General features: G+C 43.6%; 15 protein-coding genes and 2 pseudogenes. 4 read left to right on the plus strand and 13 right to left on the minus strand.

Translation table 11 applies throughout. From position 1 onward, the window contains the following. Positions 1–122 (plus strand): zinc ribbon domain-containing protein (locus FTT77_RS15940; RefSeq protein ID WP_180005585.1); only part of this gene is annotated, 122 nt, incomplete at its 5' end. Between the two features lie 18 nt (positions 123–140). On the opposite strand, the pseudogene FTT77_RS15945 reads toward FTT77_RS15940, so the two are convergent. The 5 genes and pseudogenes from FTT77_RS15945 to ribF form a co-directional block, all read right to left on the minus strand. Next, a pseudogene (locus tag FTT77_RS15945) lies at positions 141–350 on the minus strand (NADPH-dependent FMN reductase); the annotation flags it as partial. Between the two features lie 145 nt (positions 351–495). Next, positions 496–978 carry a peptidylprolyl isomerase gene (locus tag FTT77_RS15950; protein WP_111886016.1) on the minus strand — a complete coding sequence of 161 codons (483 nt, stop codon included), beginning with the start codon at positions 976–978 and terminating at the stop codon, positions 496–498. Then, entirely contained in the window at positions 971–1,510 is a 540-nt protein-coding gene (gene lspA / locus FTT77_RS15955) for a signal peptidase II (protein ID WP_078190655.1), read from the minus strand. Before lspA ends, FTT77_RS15950 begins: the two co-directional genes overlap by 8 nt. Then, positions 1,503–4,349, minus strand: a complete 2,847-nt coding sequence (gene ileS / locus FTT77_RS15960) for an isoleucine--tRNA ligase (RefSeq protein ID WP_180109551.1) — start codon at positions 4,347–4,349, stop codon at positions 1,503–1,505. Before ileS ends, lspA begins: the two co-directional genes overlap by 8 nt. 63 nt (positions 4,350–4,412) lie before the next feature. Further along, the gene (gene ribF / locus FTT77_RS15965; protein ID WP_180109550.1) at positions 4,413–5,414 is read right to left on the minus strand and encodes a riboflavin biosynthesis protein RibF; all 1,002 of its coding nucleotides are present in this window, start codon (positions 5,412–5,414) and stop codon (positions 4,413–4,415) included. A 208-nt stretch (positions 5,415–5,622) separates the two neighbouring features. Here ribF and FTT77_RS15970 point away from each other — a divergent pair. The 3 genes and pseudogenes from FTT77_RS15970 to FTT77_RS15980 all read left to right on the plus strand — a co-directional run bounded on the left by FTT77_RS15970 (position 5,623) and on the right by FTT77_RS15980 (position 8,783). Then, positions 5,623–6,763, plus strand: a pseudogene (locus FTT77_RS15970) (TDT family transporter). A gap of 259 nt (positions 6,764–7,022) precedes the next feature. Next, the gene (locus FTT77_RS15975) at positions 7,023–8,099 is read left to right on the plus strand and encodes an aromatic ring-hydroxylating dioxygenase subunit alpha (RefSeq protein WP_180109549.1); all 1,077 of its coding nucleotides are present in this window, start codon (positions 7,023–7,025) and stop codon (positions 8,097–8,099) included. Between the two features lie 117 nt (positions 8,100–8,216). Next, positions 8,217–8,783, plus strand: coding sequence for a 5'-nucleosidase (locus FTT77_RS15980; protein ID WP_180088648.1), 567 nt, complete (start codon positions 8,217–8,219; stop codon positions 8,781–8,783). A 69-nt stretch (positions 8,784–8,852) separates the two neighbouring features. Here the strand turns inward: FTT77_RS15980 and FTT77_RS15985 are convergent, their stop codons facing one another. From FTT77_RS15985 to FTT77_RS16020, 8 genes are all read right to left on the minus strand, one after another. Next, a complete protein-coding gene (locus tag FTT77_RS15985; RefSeq protein WP_078190649.1) occupies positions 8,853–9,473 on the minus strand; it encodes a TetR/AcrR family transcriptional regulator in 621 nt (206 codons plus the stop codon). Positions 9,474–9,820: 347 nt separating this feature from the next. Then, positions 9,821–10,627, minus strand: a complete 807-nt coding sequence (locus tag FTT77_RS15990) for an ABC transporter ATP-binding protein (protein ID WP_180027319.1) — start codon at positions 10,625–10,627, stop codon at positions 9,821–9,823. Positions 10,628–10,637: 10 nt separating this feature from the next. Beyond that, positions 10,638–11,453, minus strand: coding sequence for an aliphatic sulfonate ABC transporter permease SsuC (gene ssuC, locus FTT77_RS15995; protein WP_078190647.1), 816 nt, complete (start codon positions 11,451–11,453; stop codon positions 10,638–10,640). Continuing rightward, complete coding sequence (ssuD, locus tag FTT77_RS16000) at positions 11,453–12,628, minus strand: FMNH2-dependent alkanesulfonate monooxygenase (RefSeq protein ID WP_180009570.1); 1,176 nt, start codon at positions 12,626–12,628, stop codon at positions 11,453–11,455. Before ssuD ends, ssuC begins: the two co-directional genes overlap by 1 nt. 33 nt (positions 12,629–12,661) lie before the next feature. After that, positions 12,662–13,651, minus strand: coding sequence for an aliphatic sulfonate ABC transporter substrate-binding protein (locus FTT77_RS16005; protein ID WP_180109548.1), 990 nt, complete (start codon positions 13,649–13,651; stop codon positions 12,662–12,664). A gap of 26 nt (positions 13,652–13,677) precedes the next feature. Further along, a complete protein-coding gene (locus FTT77_RS16010) occupies positions 13,678–14,640 on the minus strand; it encodes a sulfonate ABC transporter substrate-binding protein (protein ID WP_180107182.1) in 963 nt (320 codons plus the stop codon). Positions 14,641–14,977: 337 nt separating this feature from the next. Beyond that, positions 14,978–16,330, minus strand: coding sequence for an amino-acid N-acetyltransferase (gene argA, locus FTT77_RS16015; protein WP_180004326.1), 1,353 nt, complete (start codon positions 16,328–16,330; stop codon positions 14,978–14,980). A gap of 86 nt (positions 16,331–16,416) precedes the next feature. Further along, a partial coding sequence (locus FTT77_RS16020; protein ID WP_179994364.1) for a zinc ribbon domain-containing protein occupies positions 16,417–16,525 on the minus strand: 109 nt, incomplete at its 5' end.

The raw sequence follows: 16,525 nt of genomic DNA on the forward strand, positions 1-16,525 counted from the left end.
TTGGAATAAGAGAATGGGAGTGCATGAGCTGTGGTACAGCTCATGATCGAGATATAAACTCAGCTCTAAACATTCTTGCGCTTGGGCATAAGCGTCTAGCTGTAGGAATCACCCTCTTTTAAGGGGGGGAGGATGTCAACTGCCCATGCTTGTTGTTTGGGTTGGTCATAAATCCCGGTTAATGGTGGATGTGCGCCTGCAAAAATAGGCAGATCCCATTCTTTTAAATCGACAATTTCAGTTTCTACGGTACTGTAGTCATAGCTTTCGATTTCTGAAAGTAGCCAGTTGGCAATCTTAATTGCCGTGCGGCCTTCGCGGACACTGCCGACAATAATATGAAGTTTCATCTTATTTCCCGTCTTGTTTTAAAGTCTTGCATTAAATTAATATGAATTCGGTCCGTTGCATATACAGAAAATGTATCGAGTCGATTGATAGTTATAAAAATAGTGATAAAAAAAAGCTCCCGAAGGAGCTTTCATTTGCTGAAACTTAGATCAGTTTCACGCCTTGTTGACCGGCAGGGGTCACTTTGAAAATTTCAACTTCAAAGGTGATATTTTTACCGGCTAGAGGGTGGTTGAAATCCACTTCGGTAATGTCTTCACCTACAGTTTTGATCACCCCATACAGACTTTGTTTGGCTTTATCTTCAAACTCAATCATATGGCCTTCAACAGGACGTTGCTCAAATTTGACGGTATCAAATTTTTGTACGTTTTCCGGGTTCCATGGACCAAAAGCATCTTCAGGAGGAAGGCTCACAGTACGGCGGTCACCTGCACGTAAACCGAATAAAGCTTTCTCAAAACCCGGTAATAAGCTGCCATCACCCATGACAAGGCTGACAGGTTCAGCACGGCTACGGGTATTGTCAATTTCTACGCCATTTTCAATAGCAACAGAAAAGTGAAGCTCTACTTTAGAACCTTCTTCAATACGAGTTTCCTCGTTAGGATTGATAAAATCAGTCATTTTGCGCTTCCGCACGTTGAATTCGGTGTTTTTCTAAGAAAAACGTATCGATAAGAAGCAGAATCGTGCCTAAAGTAATGGCACTGTCTGCAATATTAAATGCAGGAAAGTGGCTGTTGTTGTAATACACGTGAATGAAATCCACCACATAGCCTAAAGATACGCGGTCAATTAAGTTACCGATTGCGCCGCCTAAAATCAGGGCAATGGCAATCGGAAGGACTTTCACGTTTTTTGGCATACGCATGAGCCAAAATACAAAAATGACAGACACAAGTCCTGCGAGTGAAGTAAAGAAATAACGTTGCCATCCACCGGCATCGGACAAGAAACTAAAGGCAGCGCCATAGTTATGTAGTAATGTCCAATTTAAAAAGGGCATGACAGGTACAGGATCTGCGTAGTTCAGATGTGTACTTGCAATCCATTTGGTCCATTGATCCAAAATAATGGCAACAATGGATAAGCCCACCCACACTAAATTGTGTGGGTAGAATTGAAAGAAGCCCTTTTTTTCTTGTGGATTAGGCATATTTTCTCTCTTCGCCTTGACCTGTAGGAAGGTTAATAATACAACGAGAACAAAGACCTGGATGTTCGTGATGTGTATTCACATCTGGCAGTACATGCCAGCAGCGTGCACATTTTTCACCGTCAGCAGCAGAGACTTTGACATTTAAACCGTCAAGGTCAGAGGCTTCGCCTTGTGCTGCATCAAATTCATTAACAATCACTTGAGAGGTGATGAGGACAAAACGCAGTTCTTCACCGAATTTGTCTAAAACAGCTTTCAGTTCAGCATTGGCCCAAAGTTCAACTTTGGCAGACAAGTTTGAACCCACAGTTTTTGCAGTACGTGCAGCTTCAATAAACTTGTTTACTGCAGATTTGACGGTGATCAAGGTTTGCCATTCAGCTTCAGTCACCAGATTCGCTGTAGAGGCTACAGGAATGTCATACCACTCCGCAGTAAATACATATTTCTCAGATTGCTCTGGAATCAACGGCCAAGCTTCTTGTGCGGTAAAGCTCAAGATAGGAGACATCCAACGGACAAAGGCTTGAACCAAGTGATACAACGCCGTTTGTGCAGAATGACGCGCTGCTGAGTCTGCTTTGGTGGTGTACTGACGGTCTTTGATGATGTCGAGATAGAAACCACCCAAGTCATTAATACAGAAGTTGGTCAATGCGCTAGTCACGATATGGAAGTTCATATCTTCATAAGCTTGTTGAATAGTTTTTTGTACTTCCGCAGCACGTTGCAAGATGTATTGATCCAGTGCGATCAATTGATCGACAGGCAAAGCATCAGTCGATGGTTTGAAGCCATTCAAGTTAGCCAACAAGAAACGCAACGTATTACGGATACGGCGGTAACCATCTGATGCACGGCTGAAGATTTCTTTACCTGCAGTCATTTCATAACGGTAGTCTGCAGACGCAATCCAGAAACGTAGGCCATCTGCACCCATGTCTTTAATGATGTCTTGCGGAGTGATCACGTTACCGATCGACTTCGACATTTTGCGGCCTTTTTCGTCCACAACGAAGCCGTGAGTCAATAAGCCTTTGTAAGGTGCGCGGTTATTAATCGCCATAGATGTTAACAATGAAGATTGGAACCAGCCACGATGTTGGTCAGAACCTTCAAGGTACAAGTCAGCAGGGTCTTGCAATTCTTCACGTTCACGAAGTACTGCAAAGTGTGTTGTTCCAGAGTCAAACCAAACGTCTAGAGTGTCACGAACTGCATTGTACTGCTCTGCATCTGCACCGATAAACTCAGACGCATCACGGTTATACCAACCGTCAATACCTTCTTGTTCAATCAGCTTCGCGACTTCTTCGATTAGCTCAGGGGTACGCGGGTGAAGTTCGTTGGTATCTTTATGCACGAAGAATGGAATTGGCACGCCCCATGTACGTTGACGTGAGATACACCAATCTGGACGACCTTCAATCATCGATTGGATACGGTTTTTACCCCAATCCGGTACGAAGCTGATGTCATTTTCAATCGCGTTCAATGCACCTTGGCGTAAACCTTTTGCATCCATGCTGATGAACCATTGCGGTGTTGCACGGAAGATAATCGGTGTTTTATGGCGCCAGCAATGTGGGTAGCTATGTTTGATCACCACATGTGCCCAAAGTTTGCCTGCTTCGGTTAAAGCAGCAATGATTTTTGGATTGGCTTTGTAGATGTGTTCGCCTGCAAAAATTGGCGCAGTCGGTAAATATACACCGTTGCCGCCAACTGGATTGTCGACTTTCAGGTTGTACTGTAAGCCAACTTTATAGTCGTCCACACCATGGCCTGGCGCGGTATGCACAGCACCTGTACCACTGCCGTCTGTGACATGCTCACCCAAAATCACTGGCACTTGGCGTTCAGCAATTAACGGATGTTGTAGTACTAGATTTTCAAGTTTTGCACCAGCAAATTCAGCGATTACTTCAACTGTATTAAAACCATAACGCTGAGTTGCAGATTCAACTAATGATTTTGCAAGGATGAAGTTTTGCGCTGCTTTGTCTTCGCCAGTTGCTTTCACCAATTGGTATTCAAGCTCAGCGTGTAGAGCAACCGCTTGGTTGGCAGGCATGGTCCAAGGCGTAGTTGTCCAGATCACGATATCTGTAGAATCGCTAACTGTAACACCTAGGCGTGCAGATAAATCAGCTAAATCAACAACGCTAAAACCAACGTCAATCGCATCTGATTTTTTGTCTTCGTATTCCACTTCAGCTTCAGCTAAGGCAGAACCACAGTCCAAACACCAGTTCACAGGTTTAAGACCCGGCTCAATATGGCCTGCTTTGGCAATTTCACCGAGCGAACGAACGATGTTGGCTTCTTGTTTGAAGTTCATGGTGAGGTAAGGGTTGTCCCAATCACCAAACACACCCATACGCACGAAGTCTTTTTTCTGTAATTCAACTTGGGTGTAGGCATATTCACGGCAGGCTTTACGGAAAGTTGAGGCATCTACTTTCACGCCGACTTTACCGACTTTTTCTTCAACTTTCAGTTCGATTGGAAGACCGTGACAGTCCCAACCTGGTACATACGGTGCGTCAAAACCGTCCATTACACGGCTTTTGATGATGATGTCTTTCAGGACTTTATTCACCGCATGGCCTAAGTGAATTTGGCCATTTGCGTATGGAGGGCCGTCATGAAGCACATATTTTTTCTTGCCAATACGCGATGCACGAATCTGCTGATAAATGTTGTCGGCATACCACTCTTCTAACCATTTCGCTTCACGTACTGCGAGATTTGCTTTCATCGCAAATTCAGTACCTGGGAGGTTTAGCGTGGCTTTATAATCCACTGCATTTTCAGGAGTTTGCTTATCGCTCATGCAAGTTGTCTTCCAAATTTATCAGCCCGTTGACTGACGCGTTTTACAATAAATAATCGGGGTTTAAAAGGGGAAATGAGGGTGCTGACCTCGAAACTCAAGGAGCTTTTCGACGTCGTCATCAATTCCGGCTTTCAGTGCTTCAAGCGAAGGGTAGTCCTTTTCGCCATGTAAAAAGTTCAAGAACGTCACCCGCATTAACAGGCCATACAGATTAGCAGAAACATCAGGAAAATGTACTTCTAATCGCCATTCAGGATGTTCCTGTTTAATTGCGGGACGCGTACCAACATGCCCTGCACCAAACAGGGCAGAGGGTGCATAACCTGCAACCCCTAATTTGTCAGCATTTTCGTTTTTTACTTTATCTGTTAAAGATTCGGTTTCACAAATGACATCGACTGCATAAATGCCATTTAAACAAGGTTTATGACGGTTTAAACGCACATTAATGGTAGGAAAATTAATGGTGCGACCGATTTGATCGCCATACTGCACACGACCGGTGATGCTATAAGGACGACCTAAAAGTTTTGCGGCATGGGCAAGGTCGCCTGCTTGTAATGTCTGACGAACCAGTGTCGAACTGACACGTTCGCCATCAACTTCGACATTTTGCAGGGCTGTGACTTGGAAGCCGTATTGGCGTAAAAATTCGCTATTGCCTTGGCGGTTTTTGCCAAAGTGATGATCTTTGCCCAAAACTAAACTTTGTGTATTGAGTTTATTTTTTAAAATATCGGCAAATTCTTCGGCGCTGAGATTACGAAAGGCATTGTCAAATTTCGCCACCACAATATAGTCGACGCCCAGTTCAGTTAAATATTCGACTTTTTCACGTAGTGAACTGATTCGAGGCGGTGCATCATAAGCTTTAAAGAATTCAAGCGGTTGTGGCTCAAAAATCATCACAGCTGTTTTTAAGTTTTGTTGCTGTGCTATGTCTTTGAGCTGGCTGACCATCGCTTGATGACCCAAATGTACACCATCAAAATTGCCAATGGTCACGGCAGTTTTGGGGAGTTGTAAGTGGGGCGCTAAAGCATTCAGACGGAGCAGCTTCATGGGCGAATCAATTGTTGAAAATGTTTGAGGGCTATATATTGCCATAATCTTCTGCGTTCGTCTTGTTGTTGTGTTTTTACTCAAGTTTTTTTATGCAGAGATGAATTTATTATCAATAAAATAAATTATAAAAATAAATATTAATCAATTTTTCTTATTTAATGGTGTGCTTAAACTATAGACATTCCATTTTGATGAGCATCATGCGATGAAAATGCCATTTTATCAACTCCAGCATAAACAAGACTTGATTCGTCATTTCACCCCAAACTGGTTTACGGTGGTGATGGGCACAGGTGTGGTGGCCCTCATTTTACCATCTATAGCGGTGGCGCCGCAGTGGATGTGGTCCTTCGGAGCAGCGCTGTGGCAGATCAGCATCGTGTTGTTCATATTGTTTAGTGGGATGTATCTCAGCCGATGGATATTGTACCCACAAGCAGATTTTCCAGCATCCAGTGATGAGTTTATTTCTTGGGGCGATCCCCATGGCACTGGCAACCCTGATCAATGGCGCATTGAAATTTGGCACCACGCTGTACACTGAGTTTTTGGGCGTAAGCATCATCACATGGGCTGAATATTTATGGTATGTCGATGTGTTGATGGCAATTGCGATTGCATGGTGTGTTCCATTTCTGATGTTTAGTCGTCAGCAACATGCGCTGCAAGGCATGACCGCAGTATGGTTATTGCCGATAGTGGCTTGCGAGGTGGCTGCCAGTTCAGGCGGTTTATTGTTGGCGCATTTACCTGCACAGGCTCATGCTGTCCATATTTTGCTGGGGAGTTATCTGCTTTGGGGAATCTCAGTATTTCCAGCATTTGCCATCTTAAGCATCTTGTTGCTGCGTCTAGCTTTACATCAATTGCCAAGCAAGGATATGGCGATCAGCAGTTGGTTGGCCTTAGGACCGATTGGGACAGGGGCTTTAGCGCTGTTACTTTTGGGCGAGCAAGCCCCACGTATTTTGACAGCAGTAGATTTGGCTGATTTGGGACAGGTGTTGCTTCAAGGCGGTGTGTTTGCAGCCCTTGTTCTGCTCGGATTTGGTGTATGGTGGTTTGGAATCGCTATACTCATCACGCTAAAACATTTGCGAGATTTACCCTTTAATCTCGGGTGGTGGGCGATGACGTTTCCATTCGGCGTTTTTAGTTTGGCGGTCATCCATTTGGCGGAACAGACGCAATTACACGCTATTCAACAGTTCGGTACTTTTTTTGCAGTATTGCTCTGTACGCTTTGGTTATTGGTGATGCTGAAAACCATACAAGGGTTTTATCGCGGTAGCTTATTTTTTTCTCCGTGTTTAAAAGCGTATTGTGATGCTCAGAGCGCATCTTAAATGATGTCGGGTGAATATAAATCCGTTGAAGAAAACTATAGCGCGTTGGCTTTGACGGATTTCAGCAAACAAATATAGAGCTTGTGCAAGCGTGTGATGCAGTTACGTTATTTTGCTATCCAAGCAAAACATTCATGTATAAAATTTGCGCGTATTTTCGAGAGATCAACTGGCTTCGAGATATAAACTTGCTTGAAGTGTAGGAACTAGAGCAAGGCATATGGATTAAAACAAAAAAGATAAAAATAAGGATCGAATTATGTGTAATCAAACCCGTTTTTGGGATGATGCCAAAGGATTATTAGAAGAATGGTACGTCGCTTGTACCTCTAAAGAACTCAAAAAAGATCAGCCTTTTTCAGCCATCCTGTATGGTAAAAAATTTGTTCTGTTCCGACAAAAAGATGGAACAGCCGCTGCATTGCTCGATCAATGTGTGCATCGTGGTGTGCCTTTGTCTCAGGGTAAAATGACCGATGGCTGCGTGACATGTCCATATCATGGTTGGTCGTATCAGGGTGATGGCCATGTGGCGCATATTCCCAGTGTCAATGGGCAGTTTTTTCCAGAAAAACCGCATCCCTTTAAACAGCGTAGTTTTGATGTGTGTGAGCAAGATGGGGTGGTATGGATTTATCTCGGTGAAAAGCCCAAACAGGAACGCCCAGAAATATTTAAATTACCGTTTTATGATCAAGCCGGCTGGGTCAGCTATTACATGGTCGGCAGTTATGATGGTGAGATGGGCGCTGTTGCACAAAATATTATGGATGTGACCCATACCATATTTGTGCATGAAGGCTGGTTTCGTTCAGAGTCGGGAAAAGCCGTGGATGCCACCATAGATGTGGGGCCGCGCAAAGTAGTCGTTGACTATCATGACCATGATGCAGATGTCGGCAGGATGCCATGGCTGACCAATCCGCATGGTGCTGAACAGGTCCACCGCGACAGTTTTATCGCGCCGAATATTACCTTGGTGGAATACCATTGGGGAGAGCCATCGGGCATGGTGTTTAATAGTCTGATTAGCCCTGTGGGGCCGTATGAGTCACGGGTTTATACCTGTGTCAGTTATAAATTTCCGATTCCAAAATTGTTGTCTAAGGCATTGATGCCGGCTGTGAATGCCTATACTTGGGTGGTCAACAAACAAGACATTAAAATTTTGTCAGCGCGAAGAGCGGGCATCGAGCATATGCCAATGACCCATTCACATAGTGTGAGAGGGGATATGGCACATATTGCCTTAGAGAAGATTTTAGATGCCTTACGTCACGACCAACAATTGGCACCATCTTTTATTGGCAAACGTCCGATGCAATTTCAAATTTGATAGCATTCAAATCTGCGTGAGGAATTTATTTTCTGAGCAATGTGATTTTTGAAGATGATTTTTTCTGCGCACGTGCAAATGTATGCTATATGAAGGCATCAATTTGAGGAGACCGCTATGCGTCAGCAAATCGCTTTAATTATGGCCCTGCCGAGTGAATCTAAAGGCTTATTTGAAGCTGCAGGCATTGAAGTGCATTACAGTGGTATTGGTAAAGTCAATGCCGCATTTAAAGCCTTTGATGTGATTCAAAAAACCGGATGTCATACTTTGCTGAATTTGGGCACTGCGGGAAGTTCACATTTTGATGCACATGCTTTGGTTGAAGTAGCTCAATTTGTACAACGGGATATGGATGTATCGCCTTTGGGTTTTGATGTGGGGGTGACGCCGATGGATACCGATCATCCTGCTGAAATTCAGCCAGAGAGCATGTTTAGCCATTTGCCTAAAGGAATTTGTGGTACAGGCGACAGCTTTGAAACTGGGCTGCCGAAAGTACCGTGTAATCTTGTCGATATGGAAGGCTACGCAATCGCTAAAGTATGTAAAAAACTGGGTATTCGCTTTGTGTCGGTAAAATATATTACCGATGGTGCGAATGACACAGCACATCTGGATTGGGAAGAAAATTTATTATTCGGCGCAAAGAAATTATTGGAATTATATCAAACAGTAAAATAAGGCGTTTAGCTAATTTCGGTCGGCGACCATAGAAAGCTATGGTCGTATGCCAATTCGACCCAACTCAATTTACTTTTCTGGGCGTGGAATTACACCGTAAAGCATCATATGAACGGTATGTTGAATAATCCGTTGTTGCATACTGCGATTACGTAAGGTTTTTCCAGTGACCATTTCCATTTGGGTTGCAAAGTCAGCATAGTTTTGCGTAATTGCCCAAATGTTCAGAATTAAAAGTTCTGGATCAATATCTTTTGAAATTTTGCCTTGCTCTTGCCAGTTGCTAATGACTTTGGCTTTGCGTTTCACTAATTTTTTTAGTGGGCCTTTTAAAATTTCAAGAATGTGTGGTGCGCCCTGAATGACTTCAAGTGCGAACAAACGTGAGGCTTTCGGTTGCGTACGAGATACTTCAATTTTCTGCAATAGATAATTGGTGATCGCTTCTTCAGGCTCAAGGTCTGCTTCCAACATTTGTAGCGGAGCAAGCCACTTTTGTAGAACCGTTGTCAGAACTTCAACATAAAGCGCTTCTTTATTTTCATAGTAATAGAAAATATTCGATTTATGCATTTCTGCAATCTGTGCGATCTCATCCAAGCTGGCGCCATTGAAGCCATACAGGGAAAAGACATCCAGTGCTGCATTAAGCAACTGGTGGCGTTTCTGGGTACTCTTTTTTTGTTCCATTAGCTCTTTTAAGAAAATGAAAAGGGAATATTGAATTGTACGGCAAATCAACAGATTTGTGCACAATCATCGTTTCTAATTTTATGAATTTTGGCAGTTTATTCTGTTCAACGGTCAAATAAATACGACGAATACCATAATATTTCAAATAATCATTTTAGGGTGAAATTTAAATAAATCATTATTTTTAATCATGGATTTATATGATTTATCGTAATTTTTGTGATGTATTTGTCAACAGGCGATAAATCTCCCCTCAATGCTAAATATGGTTTTGTTGCGATATTGTTCTTGAATAGGACAGGAAGTCACACGGTTTAAGTGATGATTTCCTGCACAAGTACAGCTTAAGTGGCCAAGACCGCTTGTAAGACTTGTTGTTCAAGTTCAGTAAATTCAATGCCTTTTTTTCGTGGACGGGTCAAATCGACACTAAATTCTTTGGCAATATGGCCTTTATCCAGCAAGATAATTCGGTCTGCCAACTGTACGGCTTCACTCACATCATGCGTGACCAAAATCGCGGTAAACCCTTGTTCAGTCCAGAGTTTTTCAATCAAATTCTGCATATCTAAACGTGTTAAGGCATCGAGCGCACCCAGTGGTTCATCTAGCAGCAAAATGCGTGGTTTATGTGACAAAGCACGTGCCAGTGCAGTACGTTGACGTTGCCCCCCTGATAGCTGTGTTGGCCAAAGCCCCGCTTTGTCTTTTAAACCAACTTTCTCGAGGAGTGCTGTGGCATTGGCATGTTGGTCTTTGCTTAAACCAAGTTGTACATTTTTCTCAATGCTACGCCAAGGCAGAAGGCGAGGGTCTTGGAACATCACACGAATATCATCACTGGTGATGCCTTCACGAATATGACGTGCAGACTTAAATTTAATTTCGCCATAACTGGGCTTTTCTAAGTCGGCGATGAGGCGAAGCAGGGTACTTTTACCACAGCCACTACGACCGACAATTGCCAAGAATTCACCGGGTTGAATATGCAGGTCAAGGTCCTCAAGGACTTTAACATCGCCATAAAATTTGTGTAGTTGTTCAATCAGGATCTCTGCGCCCAACACCGCATGGGGGTTGATATCCTCGACTGAAGAACGCTGAGGTTGGGTTGAGTCGTCTGCATGACGGCTTATGCTTAAATCGGTCATCACATGCTCCTTATTTTTGGTAACCCGAGTGCCAACGGAGTAAATATTTTTCTAAGGCAACAGCCAGTACATCGGCTAATTTACCGAGTAGGGCATACAATAAAATCCCGACCAAGACGATATCGGTTTGTAGAAATTCGCGTGCATTCATGGTCATATAACCGATGCCGGCTTGTGCAGAAATGGTTTCTGCCACAATCAACAAAACCCAAACGAGCCCGAGTGAAAAACGCAGACCAACCAAAATAGACGGCATCGCCCCCGGTAGAATGATTTCTTTATACAGTTGCCAGCCACTCAAACCGTAGCTTTTGCCCATTTCAATCAGTTGAGGGTCTACAGAACGAATACCATGATAGGTATTGATATAAATGGGAAAGAATACGCCAATAGCGACTAAAAAAAGTTTGGCCGATTCATCGATCCCAAACCATAAAATCACCAAGGGAATCAGGGCAAGAGCAGGAATGTTACGGATCATTTGCAGCGTGGTATCGAGTAGCGTCGATGCTGTTTTGGATGAACCATTCAGCAGACCTAAAAAAAGACCTAAACCACCGCCGACTAGAAGTCCAACCAAAGCACGACCTGCACTGATTTGAACATGCTTCCACAGTTCACCACTGATCAGTAAGTTCCAAAAGGCCACCACCACCGCACTTGGCGCAGGCAAAATACGACTTTCTAACAGCCCTGTAACAGAGGCAATTTGCCACACAATAATTAATGCAATAGGAAACAACCAAGGCAGCAAACGCTGCCCGAGTTGTGTTCCACGTGAAACCTTCGGTGCTTTGAAGGTTTCAACAGAAACAGTTTTGGACATTAGGCCGGCTCCTGAATCTTTTCAGCTTTTTTATTTTCATCTGGTGTGTAATTGTTCGCGACAATCTCACCAAATGGGCCGGTTAAGTTAGGTTGAACCAATTTCTGACGTGTTTCCAATGGCAGTAATGGGAACACTAATTCTGCAAAACGGATTGACTCTTCAAGGTGTGGGTAACCAGAGAAAATAAAGGTGCTAATCCCGAGATCGGCATATTCTTGGATACGTGCGGCGACGGTTTCAGGATCACCAACGAGTGCCGTACCTGCACCACCACGAACCAGACCAACACCGGCCCATAAGTTTGGCGATACTTCTAATTTGCTACGGTCGCCATTGTGCAGTTCAGCCATACGGCGTTGACCAACAGAGTCCATGGTTTTGAACTTGGCTTGCGCGGCTGCAATGGTGGCATCGTCGACATATTGGATCAGCTCTTCTGCTGCTTTCCATGCCTCTTCATTGGTTTCGCGCACAATGACATGTAAACGAATGCCATAATTCAGTTCACGTCCTTTGGCTTTGGCTTTTTCACGCACCACTGCAATTTTTTCTTTTACCGCAGCAGGTGGCTCACCCCAAGTCAAATAGGTGTCAACTTGATCTGTTGCCAGTTCAACAGCAGCCTCTGAAGAACCGCCAAACCATAATGGTGGGTACGGTTTTTGTAGCGGCGGATAGAGTAATTTGGCGTCGTCCACACTCAGACGTTCACCATGGAAGGTATAGCTTTCACCGGTATGTGAGCGGGTTAAAATTTCACGCCAAATGGTGGTGTATTCCGCGGCAGTTTGGTAACGCGTTGCGTGATCTTCATAGACACCATCACCCTTGAGTTCCTGCTCATCACCGCCTGTAACTAAGTTCAGTAAGATACGGCCGCCAGATAAACGGTCAAAAGTTGCAGCCATACGTGCAGTTAGTGCAGGCGTTGTCACCCCCGGACGTAGCGCGACTAAAAATTTTAAATTTTTAGTGGCATCAATCAAGCTTGCAGCTGTAAGCCATGGATCTTCACATGAACGACCTGTCGGAATCAGAACGCCTTCATAGCCAAGATTATCCACCGCTACTGCAATTTGCTTCATGTAGGCATGATCGACTTGGCGTGCACCTTTACTTGTTCCTAAGTAGCGACTGTCACCGTGGGTAGGGATAAACCAGAAAATTTTCATGTTCAGTTCCTTGTATTTTTGATGGCTCGGGTATCAATGTGATGAAGGTGTCCAAACTTGCTTTTGGACTTGAATGTTGTTTGGAATCAGTTGGACTTGTTTAAATAAGTCCGCAATATTTTGCTGTGCTTGAATGACCTCAGGTGTCAGCGGGCGCACAGGAGATGGTTTAGATCGGCGAGAAAAGGCTTGCGCAGCAATATTCTTTTGCAGCCCAGTGCTGTTTTGATAAATCTCTAAAGCCACATTTTGGTTCTTCACAATCCACTGATCGGAAGCATCTAGGGCCTTCAAAAATTTAGCTGGGGCATCAGGGTGTGCTTGAACGACCTTTGGATTTGCCACATAAAATGAATAGGTCTTTGGAAAATCACCAGTTTGAATCAGCACTTTAGCTTGAGCATCCAACTCCGCTGCAGATAAAAACGGGTCCCAAATGGCCCATGCATCAATTGATTTTTTATCAAATGCGGCCCGTGCATCTGCTGGTGGAATCCAAATCGGTTGAATGTCATTCCAAGTCAAACCGGCTTTTTCTAAAGTTTTGGCTAATAACTCATGCGCACTCGAGCCTTTTTGTACAGCAACGCGTTTGCCACGTAATTCTTGAATGGTTTTGATTGAGCTATCAGCTGGAATCACGACAGCGAGCGACTGTTCAGGCACCACTTCATAGCCAATATAATTGAGGTCTTTATTGGCAGCTTGGGCAAAAATAGGCGGGGTGTTGCCGACATAGCCATAATCCACCGCACCAACCGCAAGAGCTTCTAACATTTGTGGGCCAGCAGGGAATTCCTTCCACTCAATGTGAGCGCCGGGAAATTGTTGTTCAAAGAGCTTTTGTTCACGGGCAACTAGCAAATTTAAGGCTGATTTTTGAAAACCAATAACCAAGGTTTTTACGGCTGTTTCAGCTGGTTTTTCACCATCCTGCTGTGCTGTTTCTTGTTTTTGGCAGGCACTGAGTCCAAGGCCCAAAGTGGCTAAAGTCAGTATGGAAAATGTTCTTAGAATACGCATGGCATCGCCCTTATGCTGTGGTCGCCTTATTTGATAATGGCCGACTCAATATTTAATTTATTGGGAATTAATTTTTCGTTATAAAACGCATCAGCGACTTGCTGCTGCTCCTGCGCCACTTGTGCAGTAATCGGCGTCACTTGATTGCCTAAGCGTGAAATAGATGTTTTAAGTACATCCAGACCTAAGCCAGTTTTGCCTTCGAGTAACTTGGCCGCTTCGTCTTGATTTTTTGAGACCCATTGCGTGGTCAAATTCAACTCATTCACCACAGCTTGCAGCACTTTTGGATTTTCCTGAGCAAATTTACGATCGGCCAAATAGAACTGGTAGTTCTTCACCAAGTTTTCGCCATTGGCAATGCTGCGAGCATTAAGTTGATGCTCAGCAGCAGAAAGGAACGGGTCCCAAATTACCCATGCATCAACGGCACCTTTTTCAAAAGCAGCACGTGCGTCGGCAGGTGGTAAATACACGACATTGATGTCGCTAAATTTAAGCTGATTGGCTTCCAACAGCTTGAGCAACAGGTAATGCACGTTTGAGCCTTTGTTTAAGGCCACACGTTTACCTTTTAAGTCCTGAATACTGTGAATAGCCGAATCTTTTTGCACAATTAACGCTTCAGCTTTTGGAACAGCAGGTTGGTTGGCAATGTAAACCAAATCGGTTTGAGCGGCTTGTGCAAAGATAGGTGGTGCTTCACCGACTTCACCAAATGACACGCTGCCTACATTCAGGCCTTCAAGCAACTGTGGACCAGCAGGAAATTCCACCCATTTGATATTTACACCTTGGCTTTTTAAGGCTGTTTCTAAAGTTCCGCGTTCTTTTAAAATTGGCAATAAGCCATATTTTTGGAAGCCGATATTTAAGGTGACATTTTCTTCAGCCTCTTTTTTGCCACAGCCCGACATCATCATGGCACCCACAACCGCTGTAGACAGTACAAGTGTTTTTGTCCAAAGTTTTGCTTTGTGCGTACGCATGTGTTGCTCCTATAAAGGTCTAAATGTGCAGAACTGTTGATTTATGAACACATAAGCTAAAGATTTTTCTTTTTCGAAAAAAATAAGAAAACTTAAATTTAAAATCAGGAAAAAAGATAAATAAAAATCAGCAAAACTTATGAGAAATTATGATTTTAGAAAAACATATAATGTGTCAAAGTATTATTTTAAGTTATTGAAATTATTTATTTATTTGGGTTATTTAAATGGCAGATATGGTTATTCTGTGGCTTGCAAAGTGATTTGAGGGGATAGCTAAGGGATTCAGCATAACCTTATGCAAAATAATGCTATTCAGCGCATAAAAAAAGCCACTTTAAAGTGACTTTTTACAGACCAATGAGTTTCTTTGGTAGTTATATAAGGCCTGACGGGCATTCGGTAAGTCATCGACACTGACTTGTTCAAAACCTTGTTCAAGGAACCAATGCGCTGTTCGTGTGGTCAAAATAAACAATTGTTCAATACCTAAATCTCGCGCTTTTTCTTCTAAATAATGCAAAATTTGGCTACCGCGATTTGATTTTCGATACCCCGGATGCACAGCTACGCACGCGATTTCAGCAGAGCGTTTTTCATTCCCTGTGACAGGAATCGGGTATAACGCAGCGCAGGCCAAAATCGTACCGTCACGTTCAATCACTGCAAATTGTCCAATTTCATTTTCCAAACGTTCGCGTGAGCGATAAACCAAGATGCCTTCTTGTTCGAGAGGGCGTAACAGATTGATTAAGCCACCCACATCTTGAATATCGGCAGTACGGACTTCTTCATAATGCGCATCAGTGATCATGGTGCCAGAACCGTCACGCGTGAACAGTTCTTCGATCAATGCGCCGTCATAGGCATAGGAAATGAGATGAACACGGTGTACGCCTTGTAAAGAGGCATCTTTGGCAACGCTTAAATGCAGGGCTATGTCGGGGTTCGAATCTTGATATTGCAAAATATGCTGATCAAGTTGATGAGGCGTAATTTCGCGTTGTAGCTGCCCATGTTCATTGTGCAAACCATGTTGTTTGCCCAAGAAAATTAACTTATCCGCTTTTAAACTGATGGCGGTTTTGGTCGCAACTTCTTCAGCCAATAAATTAAACACTTCACCTGTCGTGGAATAACCTGTTGGCCCAAGCACCACAATGTTTTGGCTCTCTAAATGACGTTGAATCGCATCAATATCGACGGAACGAACTTCACCAGACAGTTGAAAATCGATACCGTCACGAATGCCATACGGTTTTGCCGTGACCAAATTGCCTGAGACCACATCAATGCGCGCGCCGTACATCGGTGAGTTGGCTAAACCCATAGACAGGAGCGCTTCAATTTGCAGACGAATGGAACCGACGGCATTCATCACCGCAGGTAAGGATTCGCGAGTGGTGATGCGACGGTGATGATGAAATGGTGTCTTGATGCCGCTGCTTTGTAAATTATGATTGATTTGCGGACGAGCACCATGCACCAAAATTAGACGAATACCAAGTGAGTGTAATAAGGCAATATCATGAATAATGTGTTGAAAATTTTCATGTTGCAGCGCTTCACCATCAAACATGATGACAAAGGTTTTGTTGCGATGCGCATTAATATAGGGTGCAGAATGACGGAACCAATGCACATACTGTAAGGTTGTGCTGGAAGATGGTTCAGTGATATTCGTTTGCATGCCTATGCCTGTTTATTCGCTTTGGTATGGATGATTCTAAACAAAAACATATGACAGCGGAAAGCAAATTTGACATCCTCACCCCCTTAAAAGAGGGTGATTCCTACAGCTAGACGCTTATGCCCAAGCGCAAGAATGTTTAGAGCTGAGTTTATATCTCGATCATGAGCTGTACCACAGCTCATGCACTCCCAT

The organism is Acinetobacter sp. YH01010, assembly GCF_013420775.1.
Classification (GTDB): Bacteria; Pseudomonadota; Gammaproteobacteria; order Pseudomonadales; family Moraxellaceae; genus Acinetobacter; species Acinetobacter amyesii.